Raw genomic sequence first — 19,716 nt, 5'->3', positions numbered from 1 at the left:
GCGCTCGAGTAGTAGACGTTGGGGCCGCGAGAAGTGCGCGAAGGCGAGCGGTCTCACCCCGCGCGAGCTCTCAGGCCGACGGCGGGCCCGCGCCGCCGCCCGGACGCGGCGGCGCGAGGCGGCCGGAGCTACTTCGCCTGGAGGTACCCCTCGGACGCGAGCAACTCGGCCGTCAGCACCGCGCCGCCGGCGGCGCCGCGCACCGTGTTGTGCGACAGGGCGACGAACCGGTAGTCGAAGATCGCGTCGGGGCGGAGGCGGCCGATGGTCACGCCTTGGCCGTTCCCCGCGTCGCGATCGAGCCGGGTCTGGGGCCGGGAGTCGTCCTCGAAGTAGGTGAGGAACGGCTTCGGCGCGGAGGGGAGCCCGAGCTGCTGCGGCTTGCCGGCGAAGCTCCTCCAGCGCGCGAGGACCTCCTCCCGCGAGGGCTTCCGGTCGAACTGGACGAACACCGCGGCCAGGTGACCGTCGGTGACGGGCACCCGGATGCACTGCGAGCTGATCACCGGATCGCGGGCGGCGACGATCCGGTCGCCCTCGACGCGGCCCCAGATCTTCATCGGCTCCTTCTCGGACTTCTCCTCCTCCCCCTTGATGAACGGGATCACGTTGTCCACCATCTCGGGCCAGGACTCGAAGGTCTTCCCGGCGCCGGAGATCGCCTGGTAGGTGCAGACCGCGATCTTCCTCGGGCCGAACTCGAGGAGCGGGTGGATCGCCGGGACGTAGCTCTGGATCGAGCAGTTCGGCTTCACCACGATGAACCCGCGCCGCGCGCCGAGCCGCTTGCGCTGCGCCGCGATCACCTGGACGTGCTCCGGGTTGATCTCCGGGATCATCATCGGCACGTCGGGCGTGGCGCGGTGGGCGGAGTTGTTGGAGACGACCGGGGTCTCGTGCCGGGCGTAGTCCTCCTCGAGCCTCGCCGTCTCCTCCTTCGTCATGTCCACCGCGCAGAAGACGAAGTCCACGGCGTCGGAGATCGCGGCGACGTCCGACGCGTTCTTCACGGTGAGGGCGGCGGTGGCGGCCGGGATCGCGCCCTTCATCGCCCAGCGCCCCTTCACCGCGTCCGCGTACTTCTGGCCGGCGGAGTTGGCGCTCGCCGCGACGAGCGTCACCTCGAACCAGGGGTGGTTCTCGAGGAGCGAGACGAACCGCTGCCCGACCATGCCGGTCGCGCCGAGCACGCCGACCTTGAGCTTCTTCTGCGACATCCGGGGGCCTCCGGGAAGGTGAAAGTCAGGAAGTGTAACACGGGGAGCGGGGGAGCTCTGCCCGGGTCGAGGTCCCATGTGCCCGCACGCGTACCCGCACGCGTACCCGCACGCGTACCCGCACGCGTACCCGCACCCGTACCCGTGACCCCGCCTCCCGTGTCCCTGGCCCGTGCCCCGATATCCCCCGGGTCCCTTGGCCGCCTCCTGTACCCGCATGGCAGGCAGGCTGTCGGGGCCACGGGGGCCACGCGAGGCACCCCACGCGGGGACAGGGGACGGTCACGGGATCAATAAAAGACCTCCTCCAGGCACAGCCCCTGCGGCGGCGCGGTGGGGCCCGCGAGGGTCCGGTCACGCGACTCGATGAGGGTCGGAATGCTCCCGGCGGCCCGCTTCCCCCGGCCGACCTCGACCAGGGTGCCGACGATGTTGCGGACCATGTGCTTCACGAAGGCGGTCGCCTCGACCACGACCTCGATCCGCCCCCCGGCCTCGCCGAGGACCTCGAGCCGGCGCACCTCGCGCACCGCGTGAGCGCAGGCGCAGTCCGAGGCCTGGAAGGCGGCGAAGTCGTGCCGGCCGACGAGGGGCGAGGCGGCCGCCCGCATGGCCGCGACGTCCAGCGGCTGGAAGATCTGCCAGGCGACCCGCCGGGTGAGCGGCGCGCGGGTGTCCACGTTCTCGATCACGTAGCGGTAGCGCTTCCCGCGGGCGCTGCGGCGGGCGTCGAAGCCGTCCGGCTCGAGGCTCGCCGCGCGCACCGCGACGTCCGCCGGCAGCAGCGCGTTCATACCGCGCACGTAGGCCTTCTCCGGGAGCGGATGGTCCTCCGGGAAGGACACCACCTGCCCCCGCGCGTGCACCCCGGCGTCGGTGCGTCCCGCGGCGGTGACGCGGCGCGGCCCCTCGTGCAGGGTGGCGAGCGCCCGCTCGATCTCCGCCTGCACCGACGGGCCGTTCGGCTGGACCTGCCACCCGACGTAGCGGGTGCCCTCGTACTCGACGATGAGCTTCACCACTGACACGGAGGCGAACTTAGCACCCGTCTCACCGAATCCGAACCCGCACCCGTCGTACCCGTGCCCGTCACCGTCACCGGCCTGGCGTGACCCGTGAACCGGTTCCCGTGGCCCGTGGCCCCGATCCCCGTGATCCGACGGAGATACGGGCCAAGGGAAACGGGACACGGGAGGCGGGCACGGAGACGGTCACGGTCACGGTCACGGTGACGGAACACGGATCGTCGGTTTCCCGCTCGCGGAGACCGCGGAGACCGGTCGCCGATCACAGCCCGCCCGCCGCGCAGAAGGCGTCTCCCGCCTTCGCGACGTTGTTCGACTCGTCGCACTCGCCCACCACGCCCTTCCCGCTCGCGTCGCGATCGACCTCGACCTGGACGCCCACCGGCGTGCGCGGCGGGGGCGCGATCCGGATGGTCACGTCCTCGAAGCCTCCGGGGAGGATCGTGGTCGTCGTCGAGACGGTCACGTACGCCGCGCCGGCCGGATCCGCCCTGAAGGTGACCGGCACCCCTTCGGCGACGGGCACCGCGCCGCGGTTCCAGACCCGCGCCGTCACGACGAGCGCCCCCGGGCACGAGGAGAGGTCCACCGTGACGTCGCGCGACTCGACGGCGAGGTCCGGCGCCGAGTAGTTCGGATCGCCCACCGGGTTCTTCCGGAAGGCGTTCAGCCCGGCCATCTGCCAGAAGTTCGGGATCGGCCAGGGCAGCCGGCCGTCGTCCTCGACGTTGGTCACGCTGTAGGCGTGCTGGTTCCAGAGCGGGCGCGTCCCGACCCAGCGATCGTTCAGATCCTTGTAGACGGTGATCCCCTTCTTGCTCGAGCCGTACTGGTTGCCCCACGGGCACACGTACGCGCAGACCGAGTTGGTCGCCACCACGATCTCGGCGCGCCCGTCCCGGTTGACGTCGGCGATCACCGGGTTCTCCTGCGTGGTGCAGCTCGGGTTCTCCGCCTCGAAGAGCGGGTCCCCGGTCGCGCCGTCGTAGACGTGCGTGTAGCACTCGTCCCCGTACACCACCTGCGAGTGGCCGTCGTTCATGAAGTCGAACACCGAGCTGGCGGTCACCTCCGAGTGGTCCTGCGTCGGCCGCGACCAGAGCACCGGGTTCGCCGCGAACGGCTTGAACACGGAGTAGGTGAGCTTCGAGGCGACGCCGATCTCGAGCGCTCCGTCGGCGTCGAAGTCCGCCACCGTGGGCGGGCCGCCGCCGCCCCCCGGGAGCGGCGCCGGTCCCCAGAGCAGGTTCCCCTGGAAGTCGTGCAGCCGCACGAACCCGGCGCCCACCACCACGATCTCGGGGTGATCGTCGCCGGTGAAGTCCGCCACGGCGACGGTGCCGTCGTCCCAGAGCGATCCGTCCGGCTGCCGCGCCGGCCACCCCGGCTTCGGCTGGCAGGCCGCGTCGTAGACGGTGTTCCCGGCGACGATCTCCGGCTTCCCGTCGAGATCCACGTCGGCGACGACCGAGATCGGCCCCATGAAGTTCGAGCCCTGCCCGGACGTCCCCTGGCAGACGACCTTCCCGTCCGCGTCCAGCACGATGGCGCCGACGATCACGTTCCCGCGCGGACCGCCGGTGAGGTTCGCCATCGTCGGGGCGCCCCACCGGATGCGCGGCCCGACGGTCTCCCAGAGGAAGCGCCCCTGGTCGTCGAAGGCCACCACGCCGTCCTTCGACGGGTCGAACCCGGAGAAGCGGCCGGTCACGAAGACGAGGTGCCCGTCGCCGCGCAGGTCGCCCGCCGCGATCCCGGTGAGCCCGTTCACGAGGTGATCGGGGTCGCTCGTCCAGAGGAGAGCGCCCGTGTCGCCGCGGACGGACCGCATCACGCCGGGCACCTCCTCGGCGGCGCCGAGGTCGCCGCGGATGCTGTTGAAGACCACCTGCGGCGGGGTGAACACGTCGCCCGCCGTCGCCGGCCGGAGCGGCACCACCACCGGCGTCATGAGCACGTCGCGGTACTCGGACAGCACGCTCGAGCCGGTCCACTCCCAGGCGACGCGCGGCGCGAACGGCCCCTTCTCCGGGACGAACCGGCACGACGGGTCCGAGGTCATGCAGGACCCGCTCTTGCACGTCTGCTGCGCGCTGCAGTCGCTGGAGGCGCTGCACGGCTTGCCGCGACAGACGCCCGGCTCCGCGCAGGTCTGGTCCGACGCGCAGCAGATCCCGCCGCACTGCTGGGTGCCGGCGGCGCAGACCGGGGCGGCGACGCAGCCGTCCCCCTGCCGGAGCTGCCCGGCCGGGCAGTCCTTGTGCGTGCCGCCCCCGCAGCCCACGACGAGCTGCGCCACCGCGAGCACGGCGACACCACCGAGCCGGTTTCCGCGTCCGTCCACGGTGCCTGCCCCCCGCGCGCCCGACCGAGGGCGCGCGCGCTCCTCGGTGCACCGCGCGCGCCAGCGGGTGCGCCCGCGAGCCGACGGGGGGCACCCGCTCGCGTCGCAGCGCACGCCCGCGACGGCGCGGTCGCGTGTGCCAACGATCGCCGGCGGCAGGTGTTGCCCCGCGACGCCGAACGCAAGCGGGTCGTGCCGTGGGCGCGGGAGGGAACCTCCCTTCACACTGCGAGAAGCGCCTTGCTCCGGCGCGGACGCCGGGCGGGTCGATCCGGTCCCGGGCGGTGCGGCCGGGTCCGCCCGAGCCGCGCCGGCGCGGGTCGCGCGCGGGCCCGGCTTCCGTTGACCCCGCGACGGAACCCGCGCTATATCGCGCTTCAACTTTTCTTGAACGGCGGTTCGGGAGGTCGTCGCATGGCGAAGGAGCAGGCCATCCTCGCGCAGCTCGACTCGAGCGCGCAGCGCGGCGTCCGTCCCGAGCGCGCCCAGGCCGCCCTCGCCGACGTCCCGTCGCTCGCCGAGAGCCTCTTCGAGCTGGAGACGGAGCTCACCCGCGCGACGCACGACGCCGAGGAGAAGCTCCGGGCCGCCGCGCGCCACCTCGTCGCCGCCGGCGGGAAGCGGATCCGGCCGATGGTGACGCTCCTCTCCTGCGGCGCCTGCGGCGGGGACATGCGCGCGGCGGTGCCGTACGCCGTCGCCGCCGAGCTGACGCACTCCGCCACGCTGCTGCACGACGACGTGATCGACGACGGCCCGGTGCGCCGGGGCCAGCCCGCCTCGCGGGTGATCTGGGGGAACGCGGTCTCCGTCCTCTCCGGCGACTGGCTCCTCACCCGCGCCCTCGAGATCGTCTCCGCCGAGGACGGCAGCGCCGCCGCGCTCCCGCCGCTCCTCTCGACGATGCGTCGGCTCGTGGAGGGCGAGGTGCTCCAGCTCTCGCTCCGCGGCTCGTTCGCCGCCTCCGAGCAGGACTACATGGAGGTGGTCATGGGGAAGACCGCCTCGTTGTTCGGCTGGGCGGCCGCCGCGGGCGCCTGGGCCGCCGGCGAGAGCGGCCGCATCCCCGAGGCGCTGGTCCGCTTCGGCGAAGGGATCGGCATCGCGTTCCAGCTCGTGGACGACGCGCTCGACTACGCCGCCGATCCCGTGCTCCTCGGCAAGCGGCTCGGCACGGATCTCATCGAGGGGAAGGCGACGCTCCCGCTCATCCGCGCCTGCGAGGCCGACCCGAAGCTCCGCGAGCGGCTCTCCGGCGTCGTGGACGGGCTCGAGCCGGCCGAGGCGGTCGCCGGCGCCGTGCTCGAGTCGGTGAAGAAGGTCGGCGGCGTCGAGGCCGCGCGGGCCCTCGCCCGCGAGCACACCGTCGCCGCCATGAGCGCGCTGGACGAGATCCCCGACGGCGTGCACCGCCGGGCGCTCCACGAGGCGGCGGCGTCCCTGACCGAGCGGGCGTTCTGACTCGCCTTTCGCTGTTTTTCGAGCATGCGAACGCAACTCGAGGCGAGTCAAATGAGCGACACCGGAGTCTGAGCCGAAGAAGCGGCGCGGACGTCCCCTGACGCCGGCGCGCCGCAGCGGCGCGCGCCCCCGCCACGGCGTGCTACCCTCTCGCCGATGTCGTCGCCGATCGGCTTCGTCGTCCTCACCTACTCGGACCCACCCCAGATCGTCCGGCTCCTCACGCGTCTCCGGGAGCTCTACGGGCCCGCTGCGCCGATCGCGCTCCACCACAACTTCGGACAGTCTCCGCTCGACGTCTCGGCGCTCCCGGCCGGCGTGCGCGTCGTGCAGCCACACCTCTCGACGGGGTGGGACTCCTGGAACACCGTGGAGGCGACGCTCGCCGGGCTGCGGCTGCTCTACCGCGAGGCCGAGGGGCCGGACTACGTCGTCCACCTCTCCGGGTCGGACTACCCCGTCGCGCGGCCGGAGCGCGTCGTCTCCGACCTGCGCGCGGTGGGAGCCGACGCCTACGTGAAGGCCACGCCCGTCAGGCCCTGGCGCCGCGATCGCGGCGCCGTCGCCGGCCCGCTCGGCTTCGGCGTCAACGAGGGCGCCGCCAACCAGAAGGTCTGCTACCGCCGCTATTTTCCGACCACCTTCCGGCCGCTCGGGATCCGGCTCCGGATCCGTTCGCCGCTCCTCGCGCCGCTCCTCTCCCCCTTCTCGTCGCGGCTCGGCTGCCACGCCGGAGAGCACTGGTGGACGCTCGGTCGCCGCGCGGTGGAGCACCTCCTCGCCACGCGAGAGGACCGCCCCGAGCTCGCGCGGTGGTTCGCGGAGCGTCCCATCCCGGAGGAGGGGTACGTGCAGACCGTGGTCTGCAACGGGCCCGGGCTCCGGATCGAACGCCGGAACTTCCGGCACGTGGACTGGAGCTCGCGCGCGCGGAGCCCGCGGACGATCGGCGTCGCCGACGTGCCGACGATCCTCGCGGGCGGAGCCCACTTCGCGCGCAAGTTCGCCCCCGACGACCCCGCGCTCGACGCCATCGACGCCGCGCTCGGGCTCCCGCCCTGGCGCGGGGCGAGCGCGCGCTGACGGGACCGATCCGGCGCGGCGATCCCGCTGCGCCCGACCGGCCGGGCTGGCAGACGCCCGCCCGATCGCCGACAATGATCCCTGCCGTTCACCGGGAGGGAACTCGGCATGCTCGCCGTCGCCGTCACGCTCGCCGCCGCGCTCGCGGCCGCCGCTCCGAAGCCCGCAGCCCTCGAGCCCGCCGCGGCCGCCCCCTGGGAGCGGCCCGGCTTCAGCGCCTCCGCCGCCGAGATCGCGCGCGCCGCCGCGGCGCTCCCGGACCCCGCGAGCCGCAAGGGCGGGATCGACGTGCTCTTCGAGGAGGGGATCTTCTCCTTCGACGAGGCCGGCCGGGTCACCTACACGTACCGGCTCGTCTACCGGCCCCTGACGCGCGCCGCCGCCGAGAGCTGGGCGGAGACCGCGCGCGCCTGGTCGCCGTGGCACGAGGAGCGCCCGTCGGTCCGCGCCCGCGTCGTCCTCCCGGACGGCACCGAGCACCTCCTCGATCCCAGGACGCTGTCCGAGGCCGCCGACGACGACGGGACCGACGGGCTCATGTACTTCGATCGCCGCGTGCTGCGCGGCCCGATCCCGCACGTCGCCGAGCGGAGCGTCGTCGAGGAGGAGTCCACGGTGCGCGAGACCGCGCCCACCTTCGACGGCGGCACCGTCCACCGCTGGTGGGTCGGTCGGCCGGTGGTGACCCGGAAGATCCGGCTCGTGGTCTCCGCGCCGGAGAAGCTCCCGCTCCGGTTCGCCCTCCGCGGCGGCCTCGGCGGCAAGCCCCTCGAGCGCCGCGAGCAGGGGCGGCGGGTGCTCGAGTGGAGCTGGACGGACGTCCCCGCCCGCAGGTCGCCCGAGCCGAACCTCCCGCCGGAGCGCGCCGCGAACCCTCACCTCGCCTTCGGCACCGGCCGGTCCTGGCAGGCGATCGCGGCCGGCTACGCCGAGCTCGTGGACCGGCAGCTCGCCGGCGCCGATCTCGAGGCCCGCGCCCGGGAGCTCGCCGGCGGCGCCCGCGACCGCCGCGAGGTCGCGCAGCGGCTCCTCGCGTGGATCGGCGGGAAGGTCCGCTACACCGGGCTCGAGCTGGGGCAGGCCGCGATCGTCCCCGTCCCCCCCGCCGAGGCCCTGAAGCGCGGCTACGGCGACTGCAAGGATCTCTCGCTGCTCCTCACCGGGCTCCTGCGCGCGCTCGGTCACCCGGCGGAGCTCGCGCTCGTGCGGACCGGCGTGGACGACCCGGCGGACCTCCCCGGCCTCGGCGAGTTCGACCACGCGATCGTGCACGTCCCCGGCTCGCCCGAGCTCTGGATCGACCCGACCGACCCCGACACCGCCGCCGGGGAGCTGCCGCCCGGCGATCAGGGCCGGCTCGCGCTCCTCGCGAACCGCGGCGCGACGAAGCTCGTCCGCACGCCGGACGCCGGCGCGGCGGCGAACCGGATCGAGCTCGACCGCGAGCTCGTCCTCGCCGAGGCCGGCCGGGCGCACGCCACGGAGACGCGGCTCCTGCGCGGCTCCCGAGCGGCGGCCGAGCGCCAGGCGCACCGGCGCATGCGCGCCGCCGACCTCGCGAAGGAGGACGAGGAGACCGCGAAGCAGGTCTTCGTGGACGCGAAGCTCGTCTCGGCGCGCCGGGACGGGCTCGAGGGGGCGGGCCCGGTGACCGTCCGGCTCGAGGCGGACCAGTCCCGCTGGGCGGTGACCGCCGACGCCGAGGCCGAGGCCGTCGCGGGGCCGGCGCTGGCGTTCGCCCGGCTCCCGGAGCCGCTCCAGCCGAAGGGGTCGTCCGACAAGGACAAGGACAAGAGCGACGCGGCCGACGCGGGCGGGCCGGACGGAGCCGACGGCGCGGGTGACGACGGCGAGGCGGACGGGGACGAGGACGAGCGCGCCGCGTCCCCCGCGAAGCGCACCGCCGACTTCCTCGCGGGCGAGGCCCACGAGACGGTGGTGCGGTACCGGGTGGTGCCCCCGCCCGGCTTCACCGCCGGGCCGCTCCCCGAGCCGGTCCGGATCTCGGTGGGGCCCGCCCGCTACGAGCGATCGTTCGCGGTCGAGAAGGACGGCTCCGTCACGGGCGTGCACCGGTTCGTGCTCGCCTCCCGGCGGATCGCCGCGAAGGACGCGGAGGCCCTCCGCGCCGCGCTCGCGCCGTTCGCGGAGGACGGCCCCCGCGTGAAGTTCGAGCGGATCTCCGAGCGGCTCCTCGGCGAGAACAAGGGGCGCGAGGCGATCGCGGAGATCCGCCGGCTCGCCGCGCTCCACCCGACCGAGGCCCGCCACCACGCCCACCTCGCCCTCGCCCTGCTCCGGCTCGGGATGGGCGAGGCGGCGCGCAAGGAGGCGCGGCGCGCGGCCGAGCTCGAGCCGTCGAACGGCTGGGCGCACCGGGTGGTCGCCACCGCCCTCGAGCACGACCTCATCGGCCGCTACCTGGAGCCCGGGTGCGATCTCGCGGGCGCCGCCGCCGCGCAGCGCCGCGCGGTGGAGCTCGAGAAGGACGCGCCCGCGACGCGCGCGCACCTCGCCTTCATCCTCGAGCACGGCGCCGGGTGCGTGCAGTGGGCGAAGGGGGCGAAGCTCGACGAGGCGGCCCAGGTCCTCCGCGCCATCCGCACCCAGCTCAAGAACAAGGAGCACGACGACGAGCTCCTCGAGGTGTACCTCCGCGCCGAGCGGTTCGCCGACGCGCGGGCCCTCGCCCGCGAGATGAAGGACGGCCCCGCGACGCGCGTCGCGCTGCTCGCCGCGATCGCCGCGCTGGACGGCGCGCCGGCGGCGGTCCGCGAGGCCTCGCGGATCCCCACCGCCGATCGGCCCGCCGCGCTCCAGGGCGCGGTGGCGCCGCTCCTGCGCGCGCGCCGCTACGCCGAGGCCGCGGCGCTCCTCGAGGCCGCCGGGCAGGGGTCGGCGAGCTCCGCCGAGCTGCGCTCGCGCGCGGCGCTCATCGGCCGCATCCAGCGGAGCGATCGGATCCGCTTCGACGCGGCCGACCCCGCCACGCTCTTCCCCCGGGCCGTGCGGGACCTCATCGCCGGCGCGGGCGCGGCCAAGCTCTCCTCGTACCTCCTCGGCGGCGGCGCCTCCGACCGCGAGGCGCTGGAGGCGTTCCGCACCGGGTTCGAGGCTGCGCTCCGCACGGACCGCAGCGGCAGCGTCACCCCCGAGACCGCCGGCGACATCGCGCTCTCCCTCGTCGAGTGGTCGAAGGACGGCGACGCCGAGGCGGGGTACCGGTTCCGCTACTCCTTCCCGTTCGCGCCGAAGCCGTTGGTGCTCCACGCGCTCCCCACCGACCGCGGCTTCCGCCTCGTCACCGACGAGCCCGAGCACGCCGTGCTCGCCGCGTCCGCGCGCCGGCTCGTCGAGGCGGGCAAGCTCCCCGCCGCCCGCCGCCTGCTCCGGTTCGCGCGGGACGCCGCGCCGCAGGGCGCCGAGCAAACCGCCGGCGCCGTCCTCGCCGCGCTCTGGACGCACGGCGACGAGGCCGGCGCGGACGAGCTCCGCGTCGCGGCCACGGCCCTCGCCGCCATGAAGGGCGACGCGGAGCTCGCGCGACGGCTCGAGGACCTGCGCGCGCAGGAGCGTGACCCCGCCCGGCGGCGCGCGCTCGGCTGGGCCCTCGCGCAGTCGCACAGCGCCGGCGAGCGCTGGGAGGCGCTCCTCCGGATCCTGCCGGAGCTCGCCGACGCCGACGCCGGTGGCCGGACCTTCGGCCTCCGCGCGATCGCCCTCGTCCGGCTCGGCCGGAGGGCCGAGCTCGCGCAGCTCGCCGAGGCGCGGCTCCGGAGGTCGCCGGACGAGGTGGAGCCGCTCCGCTGGCTGCGCCGGGCCGCGATGGCGGCCGCCGACGTCGAGGGGGTGCTCCGGGAGGGGCGCCGGCTCCTCGCGACGGGCCGCGCCGAGCCGGAGGACTGGAACGAGGTCGCGTGGGTGGCGCTCTTCCGGGATCCGCCCGCGCCCGACGCGCTCGAGCAGGCGCGCAAGGGCGTGATGCTCACCCAGGAGAAGTCGGCCGCGGTCCTCCACACGCTGGCGATGGTCCACGCGGCGCGCGGCGAGGGCGCCGAGGCGCTGCAGGTCCTCGTGAAGTCGATCGCGGCGCGCTCCGGCCGGGAGCCGGAGTCCTCCGACTGGCTCGTCGTCGGCCGGATCGCCGAGGGCTACGGCCTCGTGGACGAGGCGATCGCCGCCTACCGCCGCGTCACGCCGCGGAAGGGCGACACCCTCGGTTCGGACGTCCTCGCGGCCCGCCGCCTCGAGAAGCTCGGAGCGAAGGTGACCCCCGCCACGGCGACGGCGCCGCGCGCCCAGCGCGGCACGTGAAGGACGGCCCCGGCGTGGCGTGGCCGGGGGTCCCTTCCCGGCCGCCGTCGCCCCGCCTCGGTCGGAGCGACGCGCCGTCCGCACGGCGCGCAGCCGGTCGAGGCGGTCGAGCCGCTCGCCGCTCGCCGCGGGGAGGAGGCTCGACCCCTCGCACCTTTCAACGAACGTTGAAACATACCGGGAGGTGGGGTACAGACGGGCATGGCCTACCGCTCGCTGCGCGCGTTCCTCGATCGGCTGGAAGCGGCGGGGGAGCTCGTCCGGGTCCGGGAGCCGGTCGACCCCGTCCTCGAGATGGCCGCCCTCGCCGACCGCGCCGCGAAGCAGGGCGGCCCCGCGCTCCTGTTCGAGAACGTGCGCGGCGTGCCGGGGTCGATGCCGGTCGCGATGAACCTCTTCGGGACCCGGCGGCGCACGAGCTGGGCGCTCTCCTCCGACGACCTCGAGGATCACGCCCGGGAGCTGCGGGAGCTGCTCCACATGGCGCCGCCGCAGTCGCTCTGGGAGAAGCTCAAGCTGCTGCCGAAGCTCGGGAAGCTGGCCTCGCTCGCGCCGAAGCACGTCGCCTCGGGTCCGTCGCAGGAGGTGATCGATCGCGAGCCCGACCTCCGCGCCCTCCCGGTGCTCACCACCTGGCCGCACGACGGGGGGCCGTTCATCACGCTCCCGCAGGTGATCACGCGGGACCCGGAGACGGGCGTCCGCAACGTCGGGATGTACCGGCTCCAGGTCCTCGGGCCGCGGCGGCTCGCGATGCACTGGCAGCTCCACAAGACCGCCACCGCCCACTACCGCGGGTACCAGCGGCGCGGCGAGCGGATGCCGGTCGCCATCGCCCTCGGCGGCGATCCCGCCCTCACCTACTGCGCCTCGGCGCCCCTCCCGCCCAACGTGGACGAGTACCTGCTGGCCGGGTTCCTGAGGGGCGAGGCGGTGCAGACGGTGAAGGGCGTCGCGACCGGGCTCGACGTCCCGGCCGACGCCGAGCTCGTCATCGAGGGCTTCGTGGACACCGCGGCGCCCCTGGTGCGCGAGGGGCCGTTCGGCGATCACACCGGCTTCTACTCCCTCGCGGACGACTACCCCGCCCTCGACGTGGTGGCGGTCACGCACCGGCGCGACCCGATCTACCCGGCCACCGTGGTCGGCCCGCCGCCGGTCGAGGACCAGTGGCTGGGCAAGGCCACCGAGCGGCTCTTCCTGCCGCTCATGCAGATCGTCGCGCCCGAGATCGTGGACATCTGCATGCCGGTCGAGGGGGCGTTCCACAACCTCTGCCTCGTGTCGATCCGGAAGGAGCACCCCGGCCAGGCGAAGAAGGTCATCCACGGCCTGTGGGGCTCCGGGCAGATGGCCCAGACCAAGACGCTGGTCGTCTTCGACGAGGACGTGGACGTGCAGGACGTGTCCCAGGCCGCCTGGCGCGCCTTGGCCAACGTGGACGTCCAGCGCGACCTGGTGATCGCCGACGGCCCGGTGGACGCGCTCGATCACGCGGCCGCCCACTTCGCGTTCGGCGGGAAGCTCGGCGTGGACGCCACGCGGAAGTGGGTCGAGGAGGGCGGACGCGAGTGGCCGGAGGTCTGCGTCCACCCGCCCGAGGTGATCGCGCGGATGGACGCGCTCTACGACCGGCTCGTGCCCGGCGCCGCTCCGCTCAGGCGCCCCCGCATCCCGCCGCCGCCGGCGGCGGCCTGGACGCCGCGCCGGGGAGGGAACCTCCAGTGAACGTACCGCTCCCCGGGGAGGCCCACCGCGCGAAGGCGGTGCGGGCCATGTTCGACCGGGTCGCCCCGTCGTACGACCTCCTGAACCGGGTCATGACCTTCCGGATCGACCAGGTCTGGCGCCGCCGCCTCCTCTCCGACCTCGCGCCGCGGGACGGCGAGGCGCTCCTCGATCTCTGCGCCGGGACCATGGACGTGGCGGCGCTCGCGCGGCGGCGCGCCCCGGGCCTGCGGATCGTCGCCGCCGACTTCTCGATGGAGATGCTGCGCCGCGGCGTGGAGAAGACCGCGCTCCCCGCCTCGCAGGCGGACGCGATGGCGCTCCCCTTCCTCGACGCGCGGTTCGACCTCGCCACCGTCACCTTCGGCATGCGCAACCTCGACGCCTACGAGGTCGGCCTCGCCGAGCTGGCACGCGTGCTCCGCCCGGGGGGCCGGCTGGGCGTCCTCGAGTTCTTCCGCCCCGAGTCGAGCGGCTCGCGGTTCGTGCACGGTGCGTACAACCGCCTCGCGCTGCCGGTGTTCGGCCGGATCCTCTCGCCCGATCCCGAGGCGTACCGCTACCTGGTCGCCTCGATGGAGCGCTTCGCCTCCCGCCCGGAGTTCGAGGCGGCGGCGCGCCGGACCGGGTTCCGCGACGTCCGGGGGACGACGCTGTTCCCGGGCGTCTGCGGCCTCGTCACCGCGGTGAAAGCATGAAGCTCGTCGTCGGGATCTCCGGCGCCTCGGGCGCCCCGTACGCGCGGCGTCTCCTCGACTTCCTCGCCGCGGACGGCGTGCGGCACGGGGTCGAGGTGGACCTCGTGTTCACGCGGACCGGCCGGCAGATCTGGCGCCAGGAGATCGGGGACGAGCCGCGCTACCCGTTCCCGAGCTGGGACGACCAGGACTTCACCGCCCCGTTCGCCTCGGGCTCCGCGCTCTACGACGCGATGGTGGTCGTCCCCTGCTCGGCGGGGGCCCTCGCGCGGATCGCCCACGGCGTCTCGATCGACCTCGTCGGCCGGGCCGCGGACGTGATGCTGAAGGAGCGCCGGCGCCTCGTCCTCGTGCTGCGCGAGACGCCCCTGAGCCTGGTGCACGCGCGGGCGATCACCCAGGTCCTCGAGGCCGGCGCCGAGGTGCTGCCCGCGTCGCCCTCGTTCTATTCGGCGCCGGCGACCGTCGACGCCCTGGTGGACACCGTCGTCGGCCGCGTCCTCGACCGCCTCGGCCTGCCGAACGACCTCATGAAGCGCTGGGAGGGGAGCGCCCCTCGCGCGCAGGGGCCCGTGGAGGAGCCCTGAAATGACGATCTCGACGCTCGCGCACCGCGCCCTCGAGCGCGACGGCCTCGGCCCGATCCGCGACAAGGTCCTCGCCGGGGAGCGCATCTCCGACGACGACGCGCTGAAGCTGTTCGAGGTCGCGGACCTCGCCGCCCTCGGCGCCCTCGCGAACCACGTCCGCGAGGCGCGCCACGGCGACCTCACGTTCTACAACCGGAACGTGCACCTCAACCCGACCAACGTCTGCGTCGCGTCGTGCAAGTTCTGCTCGTTCGCGCGCAAGGACGACCAGCGCGCCTCCGACGGGTACACGATGAGCCTCGACGAGGCCGTCGAGAAGGTGCTCTCGCGGCGGCCGCTCGGGATCACCGAGGTGCACATCGTCTCGGGGCTCCACCCGGACCTGCCGTTCGAGTACTACACCGAGCTGCTCTCCCGGATCCGGAAGGCGTGGCCCGAGCTCGCCATCAAGGCGTTCACCGCGATCGAGCTCAACTTCTTCGCGGAGAAGTTCGGGATGACCTACGAGCAGGTCATCCGGCGCCTCATGGACGCCGGGCTCGACACCATCCCCGGCGGCGGGGCGGAGATCTTCGCGCCCCGCGTCCGCAGGAAGGTCTGCGACGACAAGGCGACCGCGGAGCAGTGGCTCGAGATCCACCGGACCGCGCACCGGCTCGGCGTGAAGACCAACGCGACGATGCTGTACGGCCACATCGAGCGGCTCGACGAGCGGATCGATCACATGCGCCGGCTCCGCGCGCTGCAGGACGAGACCCACGGGTTCCAGGTCTTCATCCCCCTCGCCTTCCACCCCGAGCACAACATGATCGGGAAGGCCTTCCCGAAGCCCACCGGGTACGACGGCCTCCGGACGCTCGCGGTCGCGCGCCTCTACCTCGACAACTTCGACCACATCAAGGCGTACTGGGTGGCGCTCGGCGAGCGGCTGGTCCAGACCGCGCTCGCGTTCGGCGTGGACGACCTCGACGGGACCGTCCTCGAGGAGCGCATCTACCACATGGCGGGGTCCACGGTGCCGCAGGCGCTCAGCGAGCGGACCCTCCACCAGCTCATCCGCGCCGCGGGCCGGGTGCCCGCCGAGCGTGACAGCCTGTACCGGGTGCTGAAGGTCCACGAGGCGCCGGTGCCGAAGATGACCGCGTAGCCTCCGCTCGCCCCGAGCGCGGGCCCGCCGAGCGGGCCGGCGTCGAAGGGCGAACCGCCGCCACCGGACAGAGAGCCCAAATGCGAAAGATCCGCGCCGCCGCCGTCTCCTTCCTGAACGCCTGGCCCCTCACCGCGGGGCTCGAGGGCTCCGAGCGCGTCGAGCTCGTCCTCGCCGAGCCCTCCCGCTGCGCCGCGATGCTCGAGGCCGGCGAGGTGGACCTCGCCCTCGTCTCGGTCGCCGCGCTCACCAAGGGCGAGTACGAGATCGTGCCCGGGATCGCGATCGGCGCGGACGGGCCGGTGCAGACGGTGGTCCTCGCCGGCGAGCAGTCGCCGGCGATCTGGGACGAGGTGTTCCTCGACACCGCGTCGCGGACCTCGCACGTGCTCGCGAAGCTCGTCCTCGACGGCATGGGCGTCCACCCGAAGTTCACGCCGGCGCCCGCCCTCGAGGGGCTCGCCCGGGCGAAGGGGACGAAGGGCGCCCTCGTCATCGGCGACCGCGCCTTCGACGTGCGCGCGAGCCACGTCCTCGACCTCGGCCGCGAGTGGACCCACCTCACCGGGCTCCCGATGATCTTCGCCCTCTGGATGGCGCGCCCGGGCACGGTCTCGCCGGCGGACGTCCAGGAGCTCACGCGCGCCGCGCAGCACGGGCTCGGGATCCGCACCGAGCTCGCCCGCAAGTTCGCGGCGCAGAAGGGGGGCGATCCGGAGAAGTACCGGCGCTACCTCACCCGGCGGATCCGCTACGGCTTCGGGCCGTACGAGCTGCAGGGGCTCGAGGCGTTCCTCGAGCGCGCCGCCGCGAAGGGCTTCCTCCCGAAGATCCAGGTCCGCTTCGTGGACGACCGCGCCCCGGCGGTGCGGCCCCGCCGCGCCGTCTCCCTCGACACCGCCCTCCAGAAGGGGGCCGACGGCGAGCGGCTGGACGCCGACGAGGCGGAGCGGCTCGACGCCGAAGCGTCGCTCCTCGATCTCGGCGTCGCCGCCGACCTGCGGCGGCGCGCCCTCCACCCCGGCCGCCGCGTGACCTACATCGTCTCGCGGAACGTGAACTACACGAACGTCTGCACCACCGCGTGCCACTTCTGCGCGTTCTACCGGCCGCGCGGCCACGCGGAGGCCTACGTCCTCTCCCGCGAGGAGCTCGCCCGGAAGATCGACGAGACCGTCGCGCTCGGCGGGATCGAGCTCCTCCTCCAGGGCGGCCTCCACCCGGACCTCGGCGTCGAGTGGTACGAGGACCTGTTCCGCTGGGTGAAGGCGAAGTGGCCGGTCATCAACCTCCACGCGCTCTCGCCGGAGGAGATCTGGCACATCGCCCGGACGAGCGATCTCTCCCTCGACGCGACCATCGACCGGCTCGTCGCGGCGGGGCTCGACTCGATCCCGGGGGGCGGGGCGGAGATCCTCGACGACGAGGTCCGGCGGCGGATCGCGCCGCTCAAGTCCTCGACGGACGAGTGGCTCACGGTGATGGAGGCGGCCCACCGCAAGGGGCTGCGGAGCACCGCCACCATGATGTTCGGCGTGGGCGAGGAGCCGCGTCACCGCGTGAACCACCTGCTGCGCCTCCGCGACCTGCAGGACCGGACCGGCGGCTTCACCGCCTTCACCTGCTGGCCCTTCCAGCCGGCGAACACCCGGCTCGCCCCCGGCGACGGGAGCGCCCAGGCGTACCTCCGCACCAACGCCGTCTCGCGGCTGGTCCTCGACAACGTCCCGAACCTGCAGGCCTCGTGGGTCACGATGGGCGGCGGCGTCGCCCAGGCGGCCCTGCACATGGGCTGCAACGACTTCGGCCAGGTGATGATCGAGGAGAACGTCGTCTCCGCCGCGGGGACCACGTTCCGGATGGACTCGGAGGAGGTCGAGCGCCACATCCGCGACGCGGGGTTCGAGCCGGCGCGGCGGAACATGAAGTACGAGCTCCTCGAGGGGGCGCGCGCATGACGGCCAGGGTGTACGGCGCGCCCTGGGTGCTCACCGGCGCCCGCGCGGACGGCCTCGCCGGCGCCGTCGCCGACGGGGCCGTCGCCCTGGACGGCGACACCGTCGTCGCCGTGGGCCCGCGCGCCGAGGTCGAGGCGCGCCACGGCCGGGCCGAGCGGCTCGACGCGGTGCTCCTCCCGGCCCTCGTGAACGCCCACCTCCACCTCGAGCTCTCGCACATGAAGGGCTGGGTCGCCGGGGGCGAGGGGCTCCCCGCCTGGATCCAGCTCTTCGTGGCGGCCCGCGCCAGGACGCGCGCGGGCGAGCCGGAGGAGGCGATGGGGATGGCGGCGGAGGACCTGGTCCGCGCCGGCGTCGCCGCCGTCGGAGACGTCACGAACACGCTCGGCTCGCTCCGCCCGCTCGCCTCCGCCGGCCTCGCCGGCACGCTCTACCACGAGGTGTTCGGCTTCACGCGTGAGCGGTTCGACGCCGCGCTCGCCCGGGCCCGCGCGGCGCGGGCGGCCGCCGGGGCGCCGCCTCCGGGGCTCCGGGTCGTGGAGAGCCCGCACGCGATCTACTCGACCCACGCCGCCGGCCTGGCCGCGCTGCTCGCGGGCGGCCCGGGCTCGCTCCACCTCGCCGAGGATCCCGCCGAGCGCGAGTTCTGCGCGGGGCGCGGGAGCGCGTTCGGGCGCATGTACCAGGCGCTCGGCGCCGCGCTGTTCGACGCGCTGCGCGTCTCCGGCCGCTCCCCGGTCGCGGCGGTCGCCCCGCACCTGCGGCCGCACCACCTCGTGGTCCACTGCGTGGATCTCGACGACGACGACCTCGCCCTGCTCGCCGCGAGCGGCGCGACCGCGGTCCTCTGCCCGCGCTCGAACCGCTACATCGTCGGGAAGCTCCCGCGGGTCGAGGCGCTCCTCGCCGCGGGCGTGCCCCTCGCGATCGGCACCGACTCCCTCGCCTCGTCGCCCTCCCTCGCGCCGCTCGCCGAGCTGGCGGTCCTCCGGCGCGAGCTCCCCGCGATCCCCGCGCGCCGCCTCCTCCCCCTCGCCTGGAACGGCGCCGCCGTCGGCGCGCCGCACGTCGGGCGCCTCGAGGCCGGCCGCGCCCCCGGCGTGCTGGCCGCGCCGCTCGACGGCGCGCGCGTGGACGATCCGTTCGAGTTCCTCGTCTCCACGTTCGGCGCCGACGAGCGCCCGTTCACGTGGATCTCCCGCCAGCGTCCGGAGCCCGCCGCATGACCGTCCGTCCCCCGGCCGCCGAGGCCGTCCGCCCCGCCGCCGGCCCGGGCGGGCTGGTCGCCCTCGCGCGGATGGTGAAGCTCAGCCACTCGCTGTTCGCCCTCCCGTTCGCCGCGGCCGCGGTGGCCCTCGTCGCGCGCGACGCGCGGCTCGACGCGCTCCGGCTCGGGCTGGTCGCGCTCGCGGTGGTCGCCGCCCGCACCGCCGCCATGGCGATGAACCGGATCGCCGACCGCGCCTTCGACGCGAAGAACCCGCGCACCCTGCGCCGGGAGCTCGTGACGGGCGAGGTCTCGCTCGCCGCCGCGTGGGCGCTCCTCGCGGGCGCCGGCGGCGCGTTCGTGGCCGCCGCCACGCTGATCTCGCCGCTCTGCGGCCTGCTCGCGCTCCCGGTCCTCGCGATCCTGCTCGGCTACTCGTACGCGAAGCGCTTCACCTGGGCGTGCCACCTCTGGCTCGGCGTCGCGCAGGCGCTCGCGCCGGTCGGGGTCGCCCTCGCGCTCACCGGCCGGGCGCCCCTCGCGTCCGTCGTCCTCGGGGTCGGCGTCGGCGCCTGGATCGCCGGCTTCGACGTCTTCTACTCGCTGCAGGACATGGACTACGACCGCGGCGCGGAGCTCGCCTCGATCCCCGCCCGCTTCGGGGTCCGCGGCGCGCTCGCCTGGGCGCGCGGTCTCCACCTCCTCGCGGTCCCCTGCGTGCTCGCCGCCGGCGTCCTCGCCGGCCGCGGTCCCGGGTGGCTCGCGGGGGCGGCGATCCTCGCCGCGACGCTCGTCGCCGAGCACCTCCACGTGGCGCCCCGCGGCCAGCTCCGGCCCGAGCGGATCAACGTGGCGTTCTTCAACTACAACGCGTTCGCGTCCGTCGCCTTCGCGGTCTGCGCGCTCGGCGACCTCGCGCTCCGGTGATGGACGGGAGGGGGGCC

At 74.6% G+C, this 19,716-nt stretch carries 13 protein-coding genes; 10 read left to right on the top strand and 3 right to left on the bottom strand.

Features of this window, described 5'->3' with window-relative positions; translation table 11 throughout:
- Window positions 1-128: 128 nt before the first annotated feature.
- The 3 genes from asd to MNZ27_RS03105 form a co-directional block, all read right to left on the bottom strand.
- Window positions 129-1,217 (bottom strand): aspartate-semialdehyde dehydrogenase, encoded by a 1,089-nt coding sequence (gene asd / locus MNZ27_RS03115; RefSeq protein WP_242392569.1) that lies wholly within the window; start codon window positions 1,215-1,217, stop codon window positions 129-131.
- A gap of 290 nt (window positions 1,218-1,507) precedes the next feature.
- Window positions 1,508-2,245 (bottom strand): tRNA pseudouridine(38-40) synthase TruA, encoded by a 738-nt coding sequence (gene truA / locus MNZ27_RS03110; protein WP_242392568.1) that lies wholly within the window; start codon window positions 2,243-2,245, stop codon window positions 1,508-1,510.
- A gap of 259 nt (window positions 2,246-2,504) precedes the next feature.
- Window positions 2,505-4,586 carry an FG-GAP repeat domain-containing protein gene (locus MNZ27_RS03105; RefSeq protein WP_242392567.1) on the bottom strand — a complete coding sequence of 694 codons (2,082 nt, stop codon included), beginning with the start codon at window positions 4,584-4,586 and terminating at the stop codon, window positions 2,505-2,507.
- Window positions 4,587-5,000: 414 nt separating this feature from the next.
- Between MNZ27_RS03105 and MNZ27_RS03100 the strand changes: the two genes are divergently transcribed.
- The 10 genes from MNZ27_RS03100 to MNZ27_RS03055 all read left to right on the top strand — a co-directional run bounded on the left by MNZ27_RS03100 (window position 5,001) and on the right by MNZ27_RS03055 (window position 19,699).
- Entirely contained in the window at window positions 5,001-6,047 is a 1,047-nt protein-coding gene (locus MNZ27_RS03100; protein ID WP_242392566.1) for a polyprenyl synthetase family protein, read from the top strand.
- Between the two features lie 156 nt (window positions 6,048-6,203).
- Complete coding sequence (locus tag MNZ27_RS03095; RefSeq protein WP_242392565.1) at window positions 6,204-7,130, top strand: beta-1,6-N-acetylglucosaminyltransferase; 927 nt, start codon at window positions 6,204-6,206, stop codon at window positions 7,128-7,130.
- A gap of 108 nt (window positions 7,131-7,238) precedes the next feature.
- Entirely contained in the window at window positions 7,239-11,444 is a 4,206-nt protein-coding gene (locus tag MNZ27_RS03090; RefSeq protein WP_242392564.1) for a DUF3857 domain-containing protein, read from the top strand.
- Between the two features lie 201 nt (window positions 11,445-11,645).
- On the top strand, window positions 11,646-13,172 hold the full coding sequence (locus tag MNZ27_RS03085; RefSeq protein ID WP_242392563.1) for a menaquinone biosynthesis decarboxylase: 1,527 nt from the start codon (window positions 11,646-11,648) through the stop codon (window positions 13,170-13,172).
- Entirely contained in the window at window positions 13,169-13,870 is a 702-nt protein-coding gene (locus MNZ27_RS03080; protein ID WP_242392562.1) for a ubiquinone/menaquinone biosynthesis methyltransferase, read from the top strand. The genes MNZ27_RS03085 and MNZ27_RS03080 overlap by 4 nt, the downstream gene beginning before the upstream one ends.
- On the top strand, window positions 13,867-14,457 hold the full coding sequence (locus MNZ27_RS03075; protein ID WP_242392561.1) for a UbiX family flavin prenyltransferase: 591 nt from the start codon (window positions 13,867-13,869) through the stop codon (window positions 14,455-14,457). The genes MNZ27_RS03080 and MNZ27_RS03075 overlap by 4 nt, the downstream gene beginning before the upstream one ends.
- Before the next feature lies 1 nt (window position 14,458).
- Window positions 14,459-15,607: an aminofutalosine synthase MqnE gene (mqnE, locus tag MNZ27_RS03070; RefSeq protein WP_242392560.1), complete on the top strand. Its 1,149-nt coding sequence runs from the start codon at window positions 14,459-14,461 to the stop codon at window positions 15,605-15,607.
- A gap of 80 nt (window positions 15,608-15,687) precedes the next feature.
- Window positions 15,688-17,565, top strand: coding sequence for a cyclic dehypoxanthinyl futalosine synthase (mqnC, locus tag MNZ27_RS03065; protein ID WP_242392559.1), 1,878 nt, complete (start codon window positions 15,688-15,690; stop codon window positions 17,563-17,565).
- A complete protein-coding gene (locus MNZ27_RS03060) occupies window positions 17,562-18,791 on the top strand; it encodes an amidohydrolase family protein (protein WP_242392558.1) in 1,230 nt (409 codons plus the stop codon). Before mqnC ends, MNZ27_RS03060 begins: the two co-directional genes overlap by 4 nt.
- Window positions 18,788-19,699 (top strand): UbiA-like polyprenyltransferase, encoded by a 912-nt coding sequence (locus MNZ27_RS03055; protein ID WP_242392557.1) that lies wholly within the window; start codon window positions 18,788-18,790, stop codon window positions 19,697-19,699. Before MNZ27_RS03060 ends, MNZ27_RS03055 begins: the two co-directional genes overlap by 4 nt.
- The last annotated feature ends 17 nt before the right edge of the window (window positions 19,700-19,716 follow it).

The sequence above is a fragment of the Anaeromyxobacter oryzisoli genome (genome assembly GCF_022690765.1).
Classification (GTDB): Bacteria; Myxococcota; Myxococcia; order Myxococcales; family Anaeromyxobacteraceae; genus Anaeromyxobacter; species Anaeromyxobacter oryzisoli.
The sequence above is the reverse complement of the archived record's forward strand: the minus strand, read 5'-3'. Positions and strand labels throughout refer to the sequence as shown.